The following is an 18440-nucleotide window of genomic DNA, read 5'->3' as shown; positions in this document are numbered from 1 at the left end:
GGTTATGCCCCCGGCGCCCGGAAGGCGACCTGGCGGCGGGCGGCCTCGTCGATCTCCTCCGTGGTGAGGAGCGGTGTGGCGCGGGTCTGCAGACCGCCGCTGGCCTTCACGGCGAGGGCGACGGCGGCCATGTCGACCCGGTCGGGGAAGTCCACGATGAGGATGGCGTCCGCCTCCCCGAAGGCGTAGTAGATGGCGTCGACCGAGCCGCCGAGGTCGCCCACGACCTGCTCGACGGCGGCACGCCGCCCGCTCCCGCCCTCCCTGAGCAGCCCCTTGGCGCCCTCCTGCGTGTAGGTCGCCTGGATGAGGAACTTCGGCATCGGGACGCTCCCTGACCCTCGCTTGTCCGGTACGCACAGTGCCCTTCCCGCCGACGCCCGCGCCGTCCTCCCCGCCCGCCCGGATTCACCCGGTAGCAGCCACATCCGGCATCGTGTCGGAACCTCGGACCCGTGTTCGACATCAAGCAGGGGGACAGAGCGGGGCGCGGGCGGACGACAGGGGCGGCACGGTGCGCAGGTGGATCAGGGGAGCGGCGCTGGCCTGCGCCCTTCTCGCGACGGGTGCCACGACGGGCTGCACGGCCGGGTCCACGGGGGACGCGGACGCCCGTCCGGCCGCGCCCTCCTCCACCGCACCGGGTTCCCGCACGCCCCGCTCCGAGCCGTCCCGCGGCGGCGAGGGCGACGCGCGGGCGGCCGTCGAGGCCGCCTACCGCAAGTGGGGCCTCCAGCCGCTCGCCGCGCCGCCCGCCCCGCCCGCCGGCAAGCCGCTGCGGCTGCGGACCGGCGCCGGCACGGTGCCGGTGATCAGCGAGATACCCACCGAGAAGAAGATCGTCTTCCTGACGTTCGACGACGGGGCGGAGAAGGACCCGAAGTTCGTGACGATGATGCGCGAGCTGAGGATCCCCTTCACGATGTTCCTGACGGACGCCGCCATCCGCTCCGACTACGGCTACTTCAAGAAGCTCCAGGCCCTCGGCAACGGCGTCCAGAACCACACCCTGACCCACCCCGACCTGCGCACCCTCGGAGCCTCCGCCCAGAAGCAGGAGATCTGCGGCCAGCAGAGCAGGCTGAAGGACGAGTACGGCACCGCCCCCCGGCTGCTGCGGCCGCCCTACGGCAACTGGAACGAGGACACCCGTGCCGCCGCGGCCTCCTGCGGACTGCAGGCGATCGTCCTGTGGCGCGAGTCCATGCAGATCAAGAACATGCAGTACCAGTCGCCCACCGGGAAGCTCAAGCCGGGCGACATCGTCCTGGCCCACTTCCGCGGCCCTTCCGAGCTCAAGGGCACGACGATCACCGAGATGACGGCCAACCTGCTCCGCCACATCCACCAGCAGGGCTTCACGGTCGCCGCCCTGGAGGACTACCTGTAGCGGACCCGCACCCGACGGTCGTCTCCCCGCTCAGCCGGGGATGTCGGGCCCTTCCCGGTGCCCTGCGCGGTCGGCGCGACGATCTGCCGCCCGGCGGGGACCCCGCCCAGCTCGATCCGCGTGTCCCCGGCAGTTCGACATGGACGACGCCCCGGCCCGGTGACGCGCCGCAGCCGGCGTGGGCCGTCGGGCGGTGCTCCTCGTCGTGCCAGGCGTCGGGCGCGGTGGGGGAAGTGGCCGAATCGCATCGGCATCCAAGTGCCCCCCACGGCTGTCCAACTGGGCAAGTCAACTGTCCGCAAGGGCAGTTCACCGCGCCTGGAGGGTCCCGATGCACCGACGCCTCGTCATCTCGGCCGTCACCGCCGCCCTGTGCGGCAGCACGCTGGCCGGCACCGCCACGTCCGCCTCCGCCACCACCACCGCCGCGACCGTCGACTGCCGCAGGGTCAAGTGCGTCGCCCTCACCTTCGACGACGGGCCGGTCGCCGACACCCAGCGGCTGCTGCGCATCCTGAAGGACCGCGGCGTCAGCGCGACCTTCTACCTGGTCGGCAAGAACGTCCAGAGGTACCCGTCGACGGCGCGCGACGCGGCGCGCGCCGGCCACCAGATAGGCAACCACAGTTGGGATCACGCCGACCTGACCAGGCTCAGCGCCGCGGCGGTCAGGTCGCAGTTCTCCCGTACGGACGCCGCGATCAAGCAGGCGACCGGCAAGAAGCCGACCACCGTGCGCGCCCCCTACGGCGCCCACAACGCGACGGTCCGCGCGGCCGCCGCCCGGCCCCTGGTGCACTGGAGCGTCGACACCCTGGACTGGAAGTACCGCGACACCGCGAGGATCATCCGGGTCGTCAACGCGAACACCAGGCCCGGGGACATCGTCCTCCTGCACGACATCCACCGGACGACGGTCGACGCGGTGCCCGGCATCATCAGGGCCCTCACGGCGCGCGGCTTCCACTTCGTGACCGTCGACCAGCTCTTCGCCCCGGCCACGCTGCCCGTCGGCAAGGTCACCTACCACAACCGCGCCGCCTACCGGCCGTGACCCAGCCGGACGCCCGTCGGCACACCTGCCCGGGCGCCGTCCGCGCGCAGTGTCCTGTCGATCTCGCCCAGGGCGCCGGTCAGCCGGGTGTGGTCGGCGGGCGTCAGCGGTTCGACGAAGTACGCCTCCACGACCCCGGCGTGCACGGTCGCGGCGCGCGGGAACGTCGTACGGCCCTCGGCGGTCGGTTCCACGAGGGCCGGCCGCCGGTCCTGCGGGGGCGGTAGGCGGCGGACAGGAGTCGAGCGACTCGCCCGGGGTGCGGTCACCGGGCAGGAGGTCGGGGACCGGACGCGTGGGCGCGGTCCGGGGTGTGTCCCCGTACCGCCCAGGCCCGTGCGCCGAGTGTGATGGTTCCGTCCGCCGCCCTGGGCACCGCCGCCTCGAGCGCGTCCCGCAGCCTGTTCCGGTGGCCGGGGGAGAGGGCGGCGACGTAGGCAGGGGCGGGTCCCTGTCCCGCGAGGAACGGCTCCCACAGATCGGCGAAGCCGGTGAACACGGTGGGCGCCTCGATCGAGGTGACCTCCACGCCGACGAGGCCCGCCTCGGCCCACACCGCACGCAACGGTTCCGGCCGGCAGAGGGGGAAGCGACGGCCCTCGTCCCACGGGGCGGCCGAGGGATCCACCGCGACGGCCGCGTCCCAGAAGCGGCGCAGCAGGCCCATGTCCCCGGCGTAGTCCCACACATAGGCCGCGACCGGACCGCCCGGCCGGACGGCACGCGCCATCCCGGCCACGGCCTCGGCCGGATCGGGCAGGAAGTTCAGCGCGAGACCGCTCACGGCCACGTCCCAGGACGCGGCGCGCAGCGGCAGCGCCATCGCGTCGCCCACCAGGAACCGCACCGGAGCATCGGCGCCGGCGCGGGCAGCCGCCGTCCGCACGAACGCCTCGGACCGGTCGATCCCCAGTACGAGCCGCGGCCGGCCCGCCCCGCTCACCACGGTCGACAGCACACCGGTGCCGCATCCCACGTCGAGCCAGCGCAGACCGGCCGGCCGGTCGAGCCATGTCACGAAGGACCGCGCGACGACCCGGCTCCAGCGTCCCATGTAACGTTCATAAGCAAATCCGGATGCCCACATTTTTCCCCATGGTTCCCTCGGGTACCTCTTAAGGGGGACGCGAATACCCGAACAACCGGCATCTGGGACTCCGCCGTACCTCGTTAGACGGCCGTGACACACACGGAAACGCTTACCGCCGGAAATCGTCGCTCCATCTTCACGTTTTATGTGAAGTCGGATGAAGCGGAAGTCTTCGTCGACGATTCTTCGGATCTTCTCGCCGATTTTCTGAGAAGCATGAATCGGTTGGAAAGTGAATATCGACAGGCGATGGAACGGCTGTAGGACCTGTGTGATGGATGGATTTTACAACGCGGAGATCTCCTATGATCCCACGTTCGACACGATCGACCTTCAGTGGGACCCGGCCGAAGAGCTGGCCCAGATGCTGTCCGGGGGCTCCGGGGCCTCCGTGACCGGCCCCGACCCGACGCGCCCCGCAGGCAGCGGACACCGGCCGACCGGCAGGGCGGGGCACCGGAAGATGCGGAGGCAGCTGCAGGCCGAGTCCGGCCGACAGCCGGAGAGCGAGCGGAACGCACCCGTCACGATCCTCATCGCGATGATCTCCGTGTGCGCGGTCTGCATGCTGGGCTGGTCGTTTTCCTATTCGTATGCCCAGCTCCGTGGAACGGCGTCCGCCGTGCTGCCGCCGAGGCTGGCGCAGTGGTGGCCGCTGACGGTGTACGGGCCGTGGTTGGTGGCGGCCCTGTCCGTACTGCGGGCAACCGTTCAGGGGCGGAGTGCGCGGGGATCGTGGTGCGTTCTGCTGGGCGCCTCGGCGATGGCGGTCAGCCTGTGCATCACCCACGCCTCGCATTCCCTGCTCTCACTGGTCATCTTCGGAATTCCGCCGATCACCGCGCTGGTGTGTTTCTGGGAGATCGTCGGCCAGGTCTCGCCCAAGGCGGCCAAGCCACGCCACGCCGCCCACGGCAGACGAACCCCCGAACCGCCAGGGACCTGCATCGTCCTGTGAGGCCGCGTTCGGGGGTTCGCCATGCCGGCCGGTCGGCGTCCGGACCGCGGGTCCTACGGGTTCTGCGAGTCCTGCGGGTCCACGCCGGTCACTCCGGAGGCGTCCCTGGTGCCGCTGGGACGCCCGGAGCGACCTTTGCGCCCGGTGGACCGGTGGCCCTTCTGGCCGGAGTCGCCGTACTCCTCACCGCGGGTGCTGTCGCTCCTCACCGTGTCGCCCGGGACCGGCCGTGTCTCCTCCTTGGACTTCGTCCGGCCCGGGCCCCGGTCGCCGCCGTACTCCTCGGTCCGGAACGAGCGTCGGGCGCTCGGGTTCTCCTGCTGTCGTGTCTCGTCCACGTCGGGGGACCAGCCGTGCTGGCCGGTGCCCCGGTGGCGGCTCGGGCCCTCACCGTGTGCGGGCTCGGACGGGCGTGGCTTCTTCGTCATGGGTTCGACCTGCCTGTTCTGAGGGCGGTGTCTGCGCGCCGCCCGGTGGGGTGAACTCTCGCCGTCCACATCCCGTGGATGTCGCGGCCGTTGCGGTGGCGGGCGCCTTACGCGATCAGGGCCACCACCATGGCGATCAGCCCGACCGCCACCAGCGCGACCACGGCCATGATGAGGACGAGCGGCATCGCCCCCCATCCCTTGCGCAGCTCGGGAGGCTCCGGATGCGAGATGCCGTAGATGCCGCCTTCGGCGGGTGGCGTCTCGCCCGGTGCCACCCCGCCGCCCGGTTCGAGTCCAGGGGTGCGCCTCGGCTCGGGGTCGGGAGTCGTCATCGTGCACGCTCCTTTCTCGGCCCTCCGAGTACCCCTCGACGACCGTTCCCCCACGCGGCGCGGCCGGTAATCGGGCCGCCGGTCGGGCACCGTCCTGTTCAGCTACCCCGGCAAGGCCGGCCGGGGCATCGCGGGGGGTCACCGCCGGGGGCGGGCCTCGACGACGGCGGTCGGTGGCATGGTGCGGGTGACCAGGGCGTACGCCGTCTCGGTGAGGCGGAGGTGGCGCTCGCTGACGTAGCAGTCGAGGAGGCGGGCGGCCTCGCCGATGCTGGTGCCCGCGTGCTCGGCGATCATGCCCTTGGCGATCTCCAGGGTGGCCTTGGCCGCGATGACGCTCTGCACCCGCGTGACGACGTCGTCGACGCGGTTCGGCTCCATGGACCAGTGCATCAGGCCGAGCGCGGCGGAATCGGCGAGGGCCTGCGCGAGATGGACGTCGTCGTCGGTCAGGTGCCCGGCACGTCGGCGCAGCAGGGTCAGGCTGCCCAGGGGGCGTTCGTGCACCCGTACCGGAACCGCCTGGAGGGCGTCGTACCCGGCCTCGATCATCGCGGTGACCAGCTGGGGCCAGCGCTGGTGCTCGGCGGCGATGTCGGGGACGCTCACGGGCCGGCCGGTGCGGAAGCAGTCCATGCAGGGGCCCCGGCCGCTCTGCACCTGGAGCAGTTCGGCGACGGCGGCGTCCTCGTCGGTCATCGCCATCGTCTTCAGTCGGCCGCGGGCGTCGGCGACCATCACGGCGGCCGCGTCCACGTCCAGCAGATCACGGCAGGCCTGGACCAGATGGTGGAAGAGTTGCAGTGGATCGAATTCGGCCGCATACGTGTCCGACAGGGCGACGAACGCCTGCGCCAGCTCCCGCTCGCGGTTCATGGTCGCCTCCCCGGGCTGCTCGTTCACGTCTACCGGCCGTTCAGTCATCGCGGAGGTCCACGGTGCGGTCGATGATCGCCCGGGCCACGTCGGTGGAGGTGCGGCCCTGGGTGAAGGCCCGCGCCCGCAGACGCAGCAGCGCCTCCTCGGCGCTCACTCCGAGCTGGATCATGATCATCCCGGTGGCCTGGTGCACCTCCTCCCGGTCGGCTTCCGCTCCTGCCAGCCACGTTACGACTCCTTCGGGGGCCGGGGAAGCGTGATCAAGGGCGATGACGGCCAGGGTGACCGCATCGGCCACCAGCAGCGCGGTCCGCAGATGATCGGCGGTGAGCGAGCCGGCGTTCTCGTTGTACAGGTCCAGGGTGCCCAGCGAGCTGCCCACGCTCCCCAGGGGCAGCGAGAACGCCGCCTCGGCCCCGGCCCTGGCCGCCTGGACGGAGAACAGCGGCCAGCGGCGGGTGTCGGGGGCGCGGGTCAGATCGGTCGCGAGGACGGGGGCGCGCAGCCGGACCGCTTCTCGGCACGGCCCTTCGCCGAGGGTGTACTGGATCTCCGCCAGCCGTGCGGCGACCCCGTCGCTGGCGCACAGCACCACGCCGGTGTCCGAGCCCTCCCCCAGTACCGAGACCGACAGCCCCGACACCGCGGGGAGCAGCGTGACGCAGGTCCGGCACAGCGCCTCGGGCACGGCGGCAGGGGGGAGGCCGCGTACGGCGGCCACGAGTTCATGGGCGATGCGGGCGCGTTGGGCCTCTGTCTCCGGTTCGGCGTCTCCGCCGCCGAGCAGGTCGTCACCGGCCATGACCATCACCTCCCCACGGCCACTCCGTACCACGGCTGCGTCCGATCTTGGCACAGGGAGCCGACCGTCGGCCGCGGTCCGCCCGCCGGCGCGACGGCCCAAGTCGCGTCTTCTCGCATCCGGCCTCCGGGGCTCCGCCGTGCCGTCGGTCGCCCCGTCGTTCCTGCTGTCCCGCTGTTGCCGCCTTCCCCGAGTGTCCGCTGCGCCCGGCCGGAAACGCCCGGGGTCTGCCCGGGGGCGTTCGGGGGAACCCGGGCCGCGGGAAACCGCCGTCGACCCACAGGAGGACCCGGATGTCCAGCTCGCCACCCCCGTACGGCCGGGTCCGCGACGAGGTGCGCCGACGGGCGGATGCGCTGTGGGACGTGGCGGCGGCGCTGCACGCGGACCCCGAGACCGCCTTCGCCGAGCACCACGCGGTGGCCCTGCTCACCGGCGAGCTGGAACGGGCGGGGTTCGCGGTACGGCGGAACGTGGCCGACCTGCCCACGGCGTTCACGGCGCGCTCGGGCCGCGGACGGCCCACCGTGGCGTTCCTCCTGGAGTACGACGCCCTGCCCGGCCTCGGGCACGCGTGCGGCCATCATCTGATCGCCGCCGCCGGCCTCGGGGCCGCGCTGGTGGTGGACGCGGTGCGGGACGGTGTCGACGGGTCGGTGCTGGCGGTGGGCACACCTGCCGAGGAGGGCGGCGGCGGCAAGGCGCTGGAGGTGCGGGCCGGGGTGTTCGACGAGGTCGACGCGGCGCTGATGTTCCATCCCGGCGTCCACGACTGGGTACGGGCGCCGCTGACCGCGCAGGAGCAGTACCGGGTCGCCTTCCGGGGCCGGGCCGCGCATCCCACCGGCAACCCGACCGAGGGCGTCGACGCCCTCGCGGCCCTGGTCGAGCTGTTCAACGTGCTGTCGGCGCTCGGCCGCCGGCTGCCGGAGGGCTCTCACATCCAGGGGATCGTCACGCACGGCGGTACGGCGACCAACATCGTCCCCGACCACGCCGAGGGCCGCTTCGGGCTGCGGGCCGCGACCACCGGCGCCCTGGACGACCTGGCCGGGCGGTTGCGCGTCTGCGCGGAGGGGGTCGCGCGCGCGACCGGCACGTCCTTCGAGGTCGAGCGGGCGAGCGTCCGCTACGAGCACTTCCGGGACAACCATGTGCTCTCCGAGCACTTCGCCGGTCATCTGACCAGGGCCGGCATCACCCTCACCCCGCCCGCCCCGGGGGTCCGGCTGGGCTCCTCGGACATCGGCAACGTCAGCGGCCGGGTGCCGGCCATCCATCCCTTCGTCGCGATCATGGACGCCGACGGCGGCGACCACACCCCTCGGTTCGCCAGGGCGGGCGCCTCCGCACGGGCCCGCGAGGTGCTGACGGCGGTCGTGGAGGCACTGGCCTGCACGGGCCTGGACGTCCTCGGGGACCCGGAACTGCGCGGCCGTGCCTGGGCCGAGCACCCTTCGAGGCGGTCTTCCCCCGACGGGACCTCCCCGGCCCCCGCGCCGGTACGGCTCCGGCCGGCTCGGGGCTGATCGCCCGCCGAGCCGGCCGGAGGTGGTGCCGGGCCGTCAGAGAGTCCGGCCGGGGTCACCGGGCTGGATACGGCCGCGCCAGCCGGCGTCGCCGCCGCTGCCCTCGACGTAGTCCTTGAAGCGGCGCAGATCGCCCTTCACCCGTCGGTCGATCATGCCCAGCGCGTCCGCGCCCTTCTCGGCCAGACCGCTGGGTTCGACCTCCATCGTGAGCTCCACGCGCGTGTGCATGTCGTCGATCCGCTCGAACCGGACCGATCCGCGCTGCTGCGTCTCCCCGGTGACGGTCCGCCAGGTGATCCGGTCGTCGGGGAGCTGGTCGACGATCTCCGTGTCGAACTCACGCCGCACCCCGCCGATGACGGTGGTCCAGTGGTTGTGCCGGTCGTCGAGTTGCCGGACCTCCTCGACGCCCTCCATGAAGCGGGGAAACTCCTCGAACTGCGTCCACTGGCCGTACGCCGCACGGAGCGGGACGTCCACGTCGACCGCTTCCTTGACCGTGCTCATCGGATCCTCCTCGTCAGGTCGTCCTGTCGGAGGCACCGAGTACCCGGCCGTGCGGAGTGAAGACCTCGGCCAGTGGAATGATCACACGATTCGGTCGGTGCGGTCGGCGGCCGGGTCCACGCCCGGGGCGCCGAGCCGGCCCACCAGGGCGTGCCCACGCTCGCGGCCCAGGCAGCAGGACCCGGGCCCTCCGGCGTCGAACGGTCGGGCTCCGGTGCGGTCAGCGAACCGGACGTCGGCGGGCGCGGCGGGAGCCCGTCGTCACGGCCCAGGCCACGTCGGCCACGAAGAGCACGACTCCTACGGCCAGCAGATAGCCCAGGTCGTCCGCGGTCGTGCCGATGATTCCCAGCACGACGGCCACCAGGAGAAGCAGCAGAAAGGTCACCCACAAACCGACCACCTCCGGGCAGGGTCAGCGCCGTGCGAGTTGGCGTTCGCCGTGCACGCCCGGCCGGTACGTCATGTCGTAGTAGCGGAAGATCGTTTCCTCCCGCTCGGCGGGCAGGACGTCGTCCGTCCCGATGGAAGGTGCCTTCCGTACCGTCCCCTTGGCGTGGGGGACCCTGACGTAGCCGGGCCCCAGGACCGCCTCGTCGAGCGGGACGAAGACCAGGCGCTGACGGGTGGGCAGCCCCGTACGGACGGTGACCATGGCCGGTTCGTCGGTGGCCGTGTCCACATAGACGGCCTCCAGCGTGCCGATCTTCCGTCCCCTGGGGTCGATCACGTCGTGTTCGCGCCACTCCCGGACATCGGCCGCGTGGATCATGCCTGCTCCGTGACTCCGCCCCCGGCGTGCAGATCGGACCGGGCCCGGAGACGTTCTCCCGGCCCTCTCCTCCCCGTCCACGCTACTCCTGCGGCCGTCCGTCAGCCGGGTCAGGCGGCCTCCTGTGCCTCCTCGTCCGGTACGGGCTCGTCCACCCCGAAGTCCGGGGCCTGGAAGGGATTGGTCGCCGGCGGCGGCGGTGCCGCCGCGGAAGAGCGGGGTTGCCCTTCCAGGGCGGAGAACAGCGACGTCGAATCGATGAGAGGGCTCCCTTTTGTGCAGGTCCGTGAGGGGACCTGGCGTCCCGTGACCGGGCTCAGTGGTCCTACAGCTTGATCATCTTGGTGTACGGGCTCAACACGCGTACCTGCGCCGAGCCGAAATCCACGAGCGCCGCGATTCCGTCCTCGATGCCGATCACCCGGCCGAGACCATACATGTCGTGCGTGACCTGGTCACCCAGGGCGAAATGCTTGGGAGCCGAGGTGACCGGGGCCTTGAAGGGGCTGGTGGGCAGATGACGCTTCGGTGCATCGGGCTTTGTCATTGCCCCCAGTATGCGCCTCCTCGGCTCCGGGACGTGAGGCGAAGGACCGGCGGTCTTCCGGGGTGCCGCTCTCCGTCTGCCGGGCTGTCTCCGTAGTCCGTCCTCCTGGAACCGCAACCGCCGCGCCGAGGCCCCCGCGAGAATCCGTTGGCGGACCACGGCGACCGCTGCTAGCGTTCCGGAAGCCGTGCCGGAGAACGAGGAGGTGGTACCCGTGAACGTATCGACATGGGTGCTCCCCTCCGGGGTCACGGCCGGGCGATAGGTCGTCCGGGAGCGCCGTTCGCGAGCCCTCCCGAAAGGCACGACCGTGCACTTCACTTCCGAACAGCACCTCGACGACGGTGTCCTCGCACGCGAGTTCACCCTCGGCGAGATCCCCGGCACCCTGTGGACGCCCGGATCCGCCCCTGCCCCACTGGTCCTGATGGCCCACAACAACGGCCTGCCCAAGGCCGATCCCCGGCTGGTGGCCCGGGCCCGCTACACCGCGGCGCGCGGCTACGCGGTGGCCACCATCGACGCCGCCGGGTGCGGTGACCGCCCCCGTTCCGCCGCCGACGAGCAGGCCCGTGCCGACCTCCGCCGGGCGATGCGGGCCGGCGAGCCGGTCGACGAGATCTTCGAGTCCCTCGTCGGCCCGCTGGTCGAGAACGCGGTCCCGGAATGGCGGACCACGCTGGACGCCCTCCTCGAACTGCCCGGGATCGACGGGCCGGTCGGCTACTCCGGAGGGTGGACCGCCCTCGGCATCAGGCTGGCGGTGGCCGAGCCGCGCATCGCGGCCGCGGGCTTCTTCGCCGGGGGGTACGTGCCCCGTGCCCAGCGCGAGGAGGCCCGGCAGGTCACCGTTCCGCTGCTGTTCCTGCTGCAATGGGACGACGAGGGGAACCCCCGGCAACGGGCCCTGGACCTGTTCGACGCCTTCGGCAGCAGAGAGAAGACCCTGCACGCCAATCCGGGCGGCCACACCGGCACCCCCTGGTTCGAACTGGAGGACGGCTGCCGCTTCCTGGACCGCCACCTGAAGGGGAGCGGCTCCCACCGCTGAACCCGGTGACCGCCCGGCACCCCGGGCGGTCACCACCCGGTGCGCAGCAGGTGGTTGAGGAGCAGGGCCAGCACCGCCTGGGCGGTGAGCCAGGCGCGAGGGCGGGGCAGGAACGCGCAGGACGGGAGCAGCCACACCGCGAAGGGGAGCCAGATGCGTTCCGTCTCGGCCTTGCTCATGCCGGACAGGTCCGCGACGAGGAGGGCGAGCAGGGCGGTGGTCACCACAAACGCCAGACGGACGTCGCCCTGCGGCTCGGTGTGCCGTCGGAGCAGTACGGCGGCCGTCCGCCGGAGCCCCGCCGCCGTCGCCGGGCCGGTGATCAGCACCGCGCACGCGAGATTCGCCCACACCCAGTAGCCGTAGGGCCGCACACCGCCCGCGCCCTGGTGGTAGCGCGTCACCAGCAGCCGGTACGCCTCCCACCAGTCGAAGCCCGCCAGGGTGAACACCGTCGGAACGACCGCCAGCCCCGCGAGGAACGCGAGGAGCGGGAACGGCCGTCGGCGGACCCGGTGCCGGCCGAGCCAGGCCACCGCGGCGCCGACGAGGAGGAAGAGGGTCAGGCCGTAGGAGAGGTAGCAGGTCAGACCGAACAGCAGGCCGGACGCTCCGGCCGCGAGCGGGGAGCCCCGGGTGACGGACTGCGCCAGCAGCGCCACAGCCCACGCGGCCACCGCCGCGAAGTACGCGTCGGCGGAGGTGCCCATCCACACCGCCGCCGGGGCGAGGACCAGGAAGGGGGCCGCCCGCCGCGCGAGCCCCTCGTCGGCCAGGGCGCGGACCGTGACGAGGACGGCCACACAGGCCGTCGCCCCGACGGTGACGCACCACATCCCGGCCCAGCCCCCGCCCCGCAGCCCGATCCGGTCGAGCAGGACGAAGGTGAGCGTGGCGGCGGGCGGGTGGCCGGCGACATGGGCGGGCCAGTTGTCGGGGGAGTGGAGAAGGATGTGGTGGGTGAAGTCGCGCAGGGTCGCCGGGACGTCGTGGAAGCGGCCGACGACCTGGAGGTACTCGTGGCGGGTGGTGAGCCGGACGGCGATGCCCCGGTGCCATCCGTCGATCAGGGCGAGGGAGAGGATCCACGCCGTCGCCGAGCCCCAGGCCGTGGCGAGCAGGGCCCGCCAGGGCAGGCGTACGGCCACTGCGGGGCCGTACGCCACCACGGCCGCCGCCACCGCCACGGCGGCCCAGGTGCCCGGTCCCGTGTGCGGGCCCCAGGTGGCCAGCAGCGGCGGCCAGTTCACCCGCAGGGTGTGGTGGGTCTCCTCGATGCCGCGGCCGACCAGCACGGCCGTGAGGACGAGGAGGGCCGCGGCCAGGGCGGCGTACAGATCGCGAAGTCGCGGGCGGAGCGGGGCGCGGGTCACAGCGGAACGCTAGGCCGCGCGGCCGACGCCGTACCGCCGTCCGGGCCGGACGTCAGCGTTTCGTCATCAGTCGCACGCCCTCCACCAGGGGTGTTCCGGCCTACGGTCGGGGCATGCGGCTCCCCGTATCGCCCACCTCACCCCGCTTCTGGCGCAGCCCCGTGCGCGGCCCCCGGTTCACCTCGGTGCTCGGACTCGTCCTGCTCGTCGGCATCACCGTGCTGTTCGTGACGGGCCTGGTCTCGTACGCCGCCTACAACCCGGACCTGTCGCCGGTGAACGACAAGACACCCGACAAGGGCATCCTCGGCTTCTACCTCTTCTCCTGGCCGACGGACCCGCACTGGCTGTACCGGTTCAACCAGGGCGTCCACGTCACCCTCGGCCTCACCCTGATCCCCGTCCTGCTCGCCAAGCTCTGGTCGGTGGTGCCGCGCCTGTTCACGCTGCCGCCGGCCCGCTCGCTCGCGCACGCCCTGGAGCGGATCTCGCTGCTGCTGCTGGTCGGGGGCGGACTCTTCGAGTTCGTGACGGGTGTGTTCAACGTTCAGTTGAACTACGTCTTCCCCGGCTCCTTCTACCCCCTCCACTTCTACGGCGCCTGGGTCTTCTTCGCCGCCTTCGTCGCCCACGCGGCGCTGAAGACGCCGACGGCGCTGCGCAACCTGAGGCAGGGGCGGGAGGAGAGGAACGACCTCGTGTCCCCGGACCCGCTGGAGCCGACCGTCTCCCGACGGGGTGCCCTGTGGTTCGTCGGGGGCGGTTCCCTGCTGCTGTTCCTGACCACGGTGGGACAGGACTTCGACGGCCTGCGCCGCACCGCCCTCCTCGCCCCGCACGGCGGAGCCGACCCCGGCACCGGCCCGAACGGCTTCCAGATCAACAAGACCGCCGCGTACGCCGGCATCGACGCCGCCGAGACGGACGAGGACGCGTGGCGGCTCGTCGTCACGGGCCGCACGGGAACCGTCCGCCTCAGCCGCGCCCGGCTCGCCCAACTCCCCCTGCACAGTGCGTCGTTGCCGATCGCCTGCGTGGAGGGCTGGTCGACGTCGGACCAGTGGTGGCGGGGCGTACGGCTGCGGGATCTCGCGGCGCTCGTCGGGTACGACGACCCGCCGGACGTCTTCGTCGAGTCCCTCCAGGCCCACGGGGCGTTCAGGAAGGCGGCCCTGCGCGCCAACCAGGTGGCCGACCCGCGGTCCCTGCTCGCCCTCCATGTCAACGGCGAGGACCTGTCCCCCGACCACGGCTACCCGGCGCGGATCATCGTGCCCGCGGCGCCCGGTGTGCTGAACACCAAGTGGGTGGCCCGGATGACGTTCGGAGACCTGTGACGCGCCGGCCGCGGATCCCCGTCGGGAGCCCTCTCCCCCTGCTCCTGCTCGTCTGCTCGTTCGCCGTCGCCGCCTACGCGGGCGTACGTCTCCTCGCCGACGACTGGTTCGGCGTGGCGCTGTGGCTCGTGGGGGCCGCGCTGCTGCACGACCTCGTCCTGCTGCCGCTGTACGGCGTCGCGGACCGGGCGGTCGTACGGGGGCTCGGCGCGGCCGGTCACCGGGCGTGGGTGATGTACGTCCGGGTACCGGCCGCGCTCTCGGGGCTGCTCCTGCTCGTGTGGTTCCCGCTGATCAGCGGCATGGTGGACCGCCGTTACCGGTCGGCCACCGGACTGTCCCCGGACGGCTTCCCCGTCCGCTGGCTGCTGATCACCGCCGTCCTCTTCGGCGGCTCGGCGCTGCTGCTCGCGCTACGGCTGCCGCGGGTGCGCAGGGCGGCGAAGCGGCGTCCGCCGGCCGTCCACTGAGCGGCGGGCCGCCAGCCCCGTGCGTGTCCGAGCAGGGCCGGGGTGCCCAGGCGGGCCCAGGGGAAAGGGGCGCCCACGGCCGAGCGGGCGTCGGTGATGCGGACGTGCACGCGTTCGTCGACGTCCACCGGCGCGGTCTCGGCGATCAGCAGGCCCCCGGGCCGCAGCAGGCCGGCCACCCGTCGCAGCAGAGCGCGGGGATCGCCGCCGATGCCGATGTTGCCGTCCATCAGCAGGACGGTTCCCCAGCGTCCCTCGGCGGGCAGCGGCTCGAAGACCGAGCGCCGTAGCGCCTGGCCGCCGAGCCGGACGGTGTGGTCGACGGCGGCCTCGCTGACGTCGACACCGAGGACGGCCCGGCCCCGCGCGGCGAGTTCCGCCACCAGCCGCCCCGGCCCGCACCCCACGTCGAGGACGGTTCCCTCGCACCGGTCGAGTACGTCCCGGTCGACCGCGTCGGCCCGGGCGCACCAGCGTTCCACCTCCAGCGGCAGCAGCCAGCCGTCGCTTCGGCGCAGGAACAGCGGGCCGTGACCGGTGCGCAGGGCGGCGGCGTAGGGGTCGGCGGTCGCCCAGGCGAGCGCGGGGGCGGTGCTCACCGCCGCTCCGGCCCGGTGACCGCCGCGCTCCGGGCCAGCCGCGCGGCGAACCGGCCGTGCGGGGCGAGGGCGGCGACGGCGTGGGCGTCCGCGGCGGTGTCCACGTCCCGCAGCCGGGGCAGCTCGCGCACCCGCAGCCCGGCCGCGACCAGCCGCTCCCGCTGCACGGCCCCCGTCACCGGCGTCGACATGGGCACGCCCCGCAGCAGACCGGGATCGGGACGGGCCAGCCCGAGCGCCCAGAAACCCCCGTCCTCGGCCGGCCCGAGGTACGCGTCACAGTCCGCGAAGTCCACCCCGAGCAACTCCGGCGTCACCTGCGGGGTGTCCATGCCGATGAGCAGGGCCGGGCCGCCGCAGCGCGCGAACGCGTCCGCCAGCCGCTCGTCCAGCCCGCCCGCGCACTGCCGTACGACGTCGAAACCGGGCGGCAGCCAGGGGCCGGGGCTCCCGTCGAGGACCAGGACGCGCCGGTCGGCGGGTGTGGCCGCCACGGTCCGCAGGGTGTCCGCGAGGGCCGCCTCGGCCAGCTCGGCGGCCTCAACCGGAGTGAACGGCGGGGTGAGCCGGGTCTTCACCCGCCCCGGCACCGGTTCCTTGGCGATGACGAGGAGCGTGGTCACCGTACGGCCCTCCCGCCGGCGTCGGAGGCCCTGGTGCCGGGGGCCCCGGCGTCCTCCGCGGTGGCCAGGACGCGGCTCATGTCCCGTACCGCCTGCCAGGTGCCGCGCCAGGTGCCCGTCACCTTCGAGACCCCGGTGCGCGGCAGATACGGCACGTCGTGCTCGGCGATCCGCCAGCCCGCGTCCGCCGCCCGCACCACCATCTGGAGCGGATAGCCGCTGCGCCGGTCGGTGAGGCCGAGGCCGAGCAGCGGCTCGCGGCGGGCGGCGCGCAGGGGCCCGAGGTCGTGCAGGGGCAGGCCGGTGCGGTGGCGAAGCATCCGCGCCAGCGCGAGGTTGCCGGCGCGGGCGTGCACGGGCCACGCGCCCCGTCCCCGCGGACGCCGTCGGCCGAGCACCAGGTCGGCCTCGCCGCCGCGCACCTCGCGCACGAAGGGGACGAGGAGCGAGGGGTCGAGGGAGGCGTCGCAGTCGCAGAAGCACACCACGTCGGCGGTGGCGGCGGTCAGCCCGGCGTGGCAGGCGGCGCCGAAGCCCCGGCGCGGCTCGTGCACGACGGTCGCGCCGAGCGCGTGGGCGATCCGGGCGGAGCCGTCGGTGGAACCGTTGTCGACGACGAGTGCGCGCCAGCCCGGCGGGATCCGTTCGAGGACCCAGGGGAGGGCCTCGGCCTCGTTCAGGCAGGGCAGCACCACGTCGACGTCCGAAGGAGTGGTCGTCACGGTCTCACCCTACGAACGCGAATCGGGCATAACGGACCGACGCTCCTTACGAAACGCGGACGTCGAGGGCCGGTGCGGGGTCCGGGCACCGCCCCTTCGGCGGCGCGGTGCCAGGCTGGAGGCATGCAGCAGCCGTATCAGCCAGGGGAGGCCGCGAACGGGTCGCCCCGCATCCTGGTCGTCGACGACGACCCGACCGTCGCCGAGGTCGTCGCCGGCTACCTCGGCCGCGCCGGTTACACGGTCGACCGTGCCGACGACGGCCCGACCGCCCTCACCCGGGCCGCCGCGCACCGCCCCGACCTGGTGGTCCTCGACCTGATGCTGCCCGGCATGGACGGCCTGGAGGTGTGCCGCCGGATGCGGGGCCGCGGGCCCGTGCCGGTCATCATGCTCACCGCCCGCGGCGACGAGGACGACCGCATCCTGGGCCTGGAGGTCGGCGCCGACGACTACGTCACCAAACCCTTCAGCCCGCGCGAACTCGTCCTGCGCGTGGAGTCCGTACTGCGTCGCACCGGACCCGCGCCCGCCGGGGGGCCGCTGGGCGCGGCGGGGCTGACCGTCGACCCCGCCGCCCGCCGCGCCACCAAGAACGGCACCGAACTCGCCCTCACCCTCCGCGAGTTCGACCTGCTCTCGTTCTTCCTGAGGCATCAGGGACGGGCGTACGGCAGGGAGGACCTGATGCGCGAGGTGTGGGGCTGGGACTTCGGCGACCTGTCGACGGTCACGGTCCATGTCCGCCGCCTGCGCGGCAAGGTCGAGGACGACCCGGCCCGGCCCCGACTGATCCAGACCGTGTGGGGCGTGGGCTACCGCTTCGAACCGGGCGGGGGGCGACCATGAGGGACACCGCGCTCATCGTCCTGTACGCCTTCGCGGGCGCCGCCGTCACCGGGCTGGCCGGAGCGGCCGTCCTCAGGCCGATCCGCCGCCGCTCGCTCACCGCCTCGCTCGCCGTGGTCGCGGCGGTCGGCGTCGTCGCCATGCTCGCGGGCACGCTCGCCGTGGCCTGGGCGATGTTCCTCTCGCCGCACGACCTGACCGTCGTCACGACCGTCGTCGCCATGGCGGCCGTCGTGTCGCTGGCCACCGCGCTGCTGCTGGGCCGCTGGGTCGTCGCCCGCAGCCGTGAACTCGCCGTCGCCGCACGCTCCTTCGGCGACGGCGGGGACTTCGCCGCGCCTGACGGCCCGACGACCGCCGAACTGGAGACCCTCGGAAGGGAGTTGGCCGCCACCAGCGCCCGCCTCGCCGAATCCCGGCAGCGGGAACGCGCGTTGGAGTCCTCCCGGCGCGAACTCGTCGCCTGGATCTCGCACGACCTGCGCACCCCGCTGGCCGGACTGCGCGCCATGTCCGAGGCCCTGGAGGACGGCGTCGCCACCGACCCCGACCGCTATCTGCGGCAGATCCGCACCGAGGTCGAACGCCTCAACGACATGGTCGGCGACCTCTTCGAACTCTCCCGCATCCACGCGGGCACCCTGCCGCTGTCGTACGCCCGGATCTCCCTCTACGACTTGGTCGGCGACGCGCTCGCGGGAGCCGACCCGCTCGCCCGGGAGCACGGGGTGCGGCTGGTGGGAGGCCGGATCGAACCGGTCCCGGTGGAGGTCGACGGCAAGGAGATGAGCCGGGTCCTGGGCAACCTGCTGGTCAACGCCATCCGCCGGACCCCGGCGGACGGCACGGTCGCGATCGCCGCGGAGCGGGCCCGCGAGGGTGTCGTGCTGTCGGTGACGGACGGCTGTGGCGGCATCCCCGAGGAGGATCTGCCGCGCGTCTTCGACACCGGCTGGCGCGGCACCCACGCCCGGACACCCCCGGCCGGCGCCGGCCTCGGCCTCGCCATCGTCCGGGGGATCGTCGAGGCCCACCAGGGCCGGGCCACCGTACGCAACATCCCCGGCGGCTGCCGCTTCGAGGTGGTGCTGCCCGCCGCGGCTTCATGAACGCGGACAGCAC

General features: G+C 73.1%; 23 protein-coding genes. 8 read left to right on the top strand and 15 right to left on the bottom strand.

Annotated elements, in window-relative coordinates; translation table 11 throughout:
• Positions 1–2: 2 nt before the first annotated feature.
• Positions 3–323: a GYD domain-containing protein gene (locus OG852_RS23210; RefSeq protein ID WP_133910881.1), complete on the bottom strand. Its 321-nt coding sequence runs from the start codon at positions 321–323 to the stop codon at positions 3–5.
• 191 nt (positions 324–514) lie between these two features.
• On the opposite strand from OG852_RS23210, the gene OG852_RS23205 reads away from it, so the two are divergent.
• On the top strand, positions 515–1390 hold the full coding sequence (locus OG852_RS23205; RefSeq protein WP_330348849.1) for a polysaccharide deacetylase family protein: 876 nt from the start codon (positions 515–517) through the stop codon (positions 1388–1390).
• Positions 1391–1721: 331 nt separating this feature from the next.
• Positions 1722–2444 (top strand): polysaccharide deacetylase family protein, encoded by a 723-nt coding sequence (locus OG852_RS23200; protein WP_133910879.1) that lies wholly within the window; start codon positions 1722–1724, stop codon positions 2442–2444.
• Here OG852_RS23200 and OG852_RS23195 read toward each other — a convergent pair.
• On the bottom strand, positions 2432–2638 hold the full coding sequence (locus tag OG852_RS23195; protein ID WP_208117076.1) for a hypothetical protein: 207 nt from the start codon (positions 2636–2638) through the stop codon (positions 2432–2434). The genes OG852_RS23200 and OG852_RS23195 overlap by 13 nt on opposite strands.
• A 71-nt stretch (positions 2639–2709) precedes the next feature.
• Entirely contained in the window at positions 2710–3498 is a 789-nt protein-coding gene (locus tag OG852_RS23190; RefSeq protein WP_330348848.1) for a class I SAM-dependent methyltransferase, read from the bottom strand.
• Positions 3499–3808: 310 nt separating this feature from the next.
• Here OG852_RS23190 and OG852_RS23185 point away from each other — a divergent pair, with 310 nt between their 5' ends.
• The gene (locus OG852_RS23185; RefSeq protein WP_330348847.1) at positions 3809–4492 is read left to right on the top strand and encodes a DUF2637 domain-containing protein; all 684 of its coding nucleotides are present in this window, start codon (positions 3809–3811) and stop codon (positions 4490–4492) included.
• A gap of 53 nt (positions 4493–4545) precedes the next feature.
• On the opposite strand, the gene OG852_RS23180 is transcribed toward OG852_RS23185, so the two are convergent.
• The 4 genes from OG852_RS23180 to OG852_RS23165 form a co-directional block, all read right to left on the bottom strand.
• Positions 4546–4920, bottom strand: coding sequence for a hypothetical protein (locus OG852_RS23180; protein ID WP_133910877.1), 375 nt, complete (start codon positions 4918–4920; stop codon positions 4546–4548).
• Between the two features lie 107 nt (positions 4921–5027).
• Positions 5028–5255, bottom strand: coding sequence for a DUF6480 family protein (locus tag OG852_RS23175; protein ID WP_133910876.1), 228 nt, complete (start codon positions 5253–5255; stop codon positions 5028–5030).
• Between the two features lie 138 nt (positions 5256–5393).
• Positions 5394–6179, bottom strand: coding sequence for a GAF domain-containing protein (locus OG852_RS23170; protein WP_330348846.1), 786 nt, complete (start codon positions 6177–6179; stop codon positions 5394–5396).
• The gene (locus tag OG852_RS23165) at positions 6172–6936 is read right to left on the bottom strand and encodes a GAF and ANTAR domain-containing protein (protein ID WP_330348845.1); all 765 of its coding nucleotides are present in this window, start codon (positions 6934–6936) and stop codon (positions 6172–6174) included. The genes OG852_RS23170 and OG852_RS23165 overlap by 8 nt, the downstream gene beginning before the upstream one ends.
• A 293-nt stretch (positions 6937–7229) precedes the next feature.
• Between OG852_RS23165 and OG852_RS23160 the strand changes: the two genes are divergently transcribed.
• Entirely contained in the window at positions 7230–8465 is a 1236-nt protein-coding gene (locus OG852_RS23160; protein ID WP_330348844.1) for an amidohydrolase, read from the top strand.
• 36 nt (positions 8466–8501) lie between these two features.
• Here OG852_RS23160 and OG852_RS23155 read toward each other — a convergent pair whose 3' ends face one another.
• The 4 genes from OG852_RS23155 to OG852_RS23140 all read right to left on the bottom strand — a co-directional run bounded on the left by OG852_RS23155 (position 8502) and on the right by OG852_RS23140 (position 10294).
• Positions 8502–8975 carry an SRPBCC family protein gene (locus tag OG852_RS23155; RefSeq protein ID WP_133910872.1) on the bottom strand — a complete coding sequence of 158 codons (474 nt, stop codon included), beginning with the start codon at positions 8973–8975 and terminating at the stop codon, positions 8502–8504.
• Between the two features lie 220 nt (positions 8976–9195).
• The gene (locus tag OG852_RS23150; protein WP_166663415.1) at positions 9196–9363 is read right to left on the bottom strand and encodes a hypothetical protein; all 168 of its coding nucleotides are present in this window, start codon (positions 9361–9363) and stop codon (positions 9196–9198) included.
• Positions 9364–9390: 27 nt separating this feature from the next.
• Positions 9391–9747, bottom strand: a complete 357-nt coding sequence (locus OG852_RS23145) for a PRC-barrel domain-containing protein (RefSeq protein ID WP_133910871.1) — start codon at positions 9745–9747, stop codon at positions 9391–9393.
• A gap of 325 nt (positions 9748–10072) precedes the next feature.
• Entirely contained in the window at positions 10073–10294 is a 222-nt protein-coding gene (locus OG852_RS23140) for a hypothetical protein (protein WP_133910870.1), read from the bottom strand.
• A 310-nt stretch (positions 10295–10604) separates the two neighbouring features.
• Here OG852_RS23140 and OG852_RS23135 point away from each other — a divergent pair, with 310 nt between their 5' ends.
• Complete coding sequence (locus tag OG852_RS23135) at positions 10605–11345, top strand: dienelactone hydrolase family protein (RefSeq protein WP_133910869.1); 741 nt, start codon at positions 10605–10607, stop codon at positions 11343–11345.
• A 29-nt stretch (positions 11346–11374) separates the two neighbouring features.
• On the opposite strand, the gene OG852_RS23130 is transcribed toward OG852_RS23135, so the two are convergent.
• Positions 11375–12718, bottom strand: coding sequence for a hypothetical protein (locus OG852_RS23130; protein ID WP_330348843.1), 1344 nt, complete (start codon positions 12716–12718; stop codon positions 11375–11377).
• Between the two features lie 113 nt (positions 12719–12831).
• Here OG852_RS23130 and OG852_RS23125 point away from each other — a divergent pair, with 113 nt between their 5' ends.
• Complete coding sequence (locus OG852_RS23125; RefSeq protein WP_166663436.1) at positions 12832–14055, top strand: molybdopterin-dependent oxidoreductase; 1224 nt, start codon at positions 12832–12834, stop codon at positions 14053–14055.
• Positions 14056–14371: 316 nt separating this feature from the next.
• Here the strand turns inward: OG852_RS23125 and OG852_RS23120 are convergent, their stop codons facing one another.
• Genes OG852_RS23120 through OG852_RS23110 form a run of 3 tightly spaced genes read right to left on the bottom strand, consistent with a single transcriptional unit; the run spans position 14372 to position 16469 of the window.
• Positions 14372–15124, bottom strand: a complete 753-nt coding sequence (locus tag OG852_RS23120) for a class I SAM-dependent methyltransferase (RefSeq protein ID WP_330348842.1) — start codon at positions 15122–15124, stop codon at positions 14372–14374.
• Positions 15121–15747 carry a TIGR04282 family arsenosugar biosynthesis glycosyltransferase gene (locus tag OG852_RS23115; protein ID WP_133910865.1) on the bottom strand — a complete coding sequence of 209 codons (627 nt, stop codon included), beginning with the start codon at positions 15745–15747 and terminating at the stop codon, positions 15121–15123. The genes OG852_RS23120 and OG852_RS23115 overlap by 4 nt, the downstream gene beginning before the upstream one ends.
• Positions 15744–16469, bottom strand: a complete 726-nt coding sequence (locus tag OG852_RS23110) for a glycosyltransferase family 2 protein (RefSeq protein WP_330348841.1) — start codon at positions 16467–16469, stop codon at positions 15744–15746. Before OG852_RS23110 ends, OG852_RS23115 begins: the two co-directional genes overlap by 4 nt.
• 123 nt (positions 16470–16592) lie before the next feature.
• Here OG852_RS23110 and OG852_RS23105 point away from each other — a divergent pair, with 123 nt between their 5' ends.
• The gene (locus OG852_RS23105) at positions 16593–17318 is read left to right on the top strand and encodes a response regulator transcription factor (RefSeq protein ID WP_330348840.1); all 726 of its coding nucleotides are present in this window, start codon (positions 16593–16595) and stop codon (positions 17316–17318) included.
• Positions 17315–18427 (top strand): sensor histidine kinase, encoded by a 1113-nt coding sequence (locus OG852_RS23100; RefSeq protein WP_330348839.1) that lies wholly within the window; start codon positions 17315–17317, stop codon positions 18425–18427. The genes OG852_RS23105 and OG852_RS23100 overlap by 4 nt, the downstream gene beginning before the upstream one ends.
• Positions 18428–18440: the final 13 nt, after the last annotated feature.

The sequence above is a fragment of the Streptomyces sp. NBC_00582 genome (genome assembly GCF_036345155.1).
GTDB lineage: Bacteria > Actinomycetota > Actinomycetes > Streptomycetales > Streptomycetaceae > Streptomyces.
This window is presented reverse-complemented; position numbering and strand designations above follow the sequence as displayed.